This window comes from Crenobacter sp. CS_VA4 (assembly GCF_055597485.1).
In genome coordinates this window covers 1-242 of sequence record NZ_JBVMAE010000188.1, presented here as the reverse complement: position 1 = coordinate 242, position 242 = coordinate 1, and the positions used below count along the sequence as shown (strand labels likewise).

Annotated in this window: 1 protein-coding gene; it reads left to right on the top strand. The window is 64.5% G+C overall.

Annotated features, from left to right (window positions below; genetic code table 11):
- Positions 1-242, top strand: a 242-nt coding sequence (locus ACZ2IA_RS23245; protein ID WP_470294941.1) for a hypothetical protein, incomplete at both ends; no start/stop codon positions are given.

The following is a 242-nucleotide window of genomic DNA, read 5'->3' as shown; positions in this document are numbered from 1 at the left end:
CCGGACCCCGACCGCATTCCGCCCAATGTTCCGTTGTTCCTGCCCGACCCGGGGGCATACATGCTTCACCCTACGGGGCCGCCACCGTATGACACGCAGGCGGGGCTGGCGGGGGATGAAGGCGGCAGTCTGTTTTACCAATTCCATATCGGGGAGTTTTCACTGGTCTGGATGGACACCGTGGGTCCGCTCAAGGAGAACGCCCCCGAGCTGATGGACCTGATGCGCGGTCTGCCGGCGAC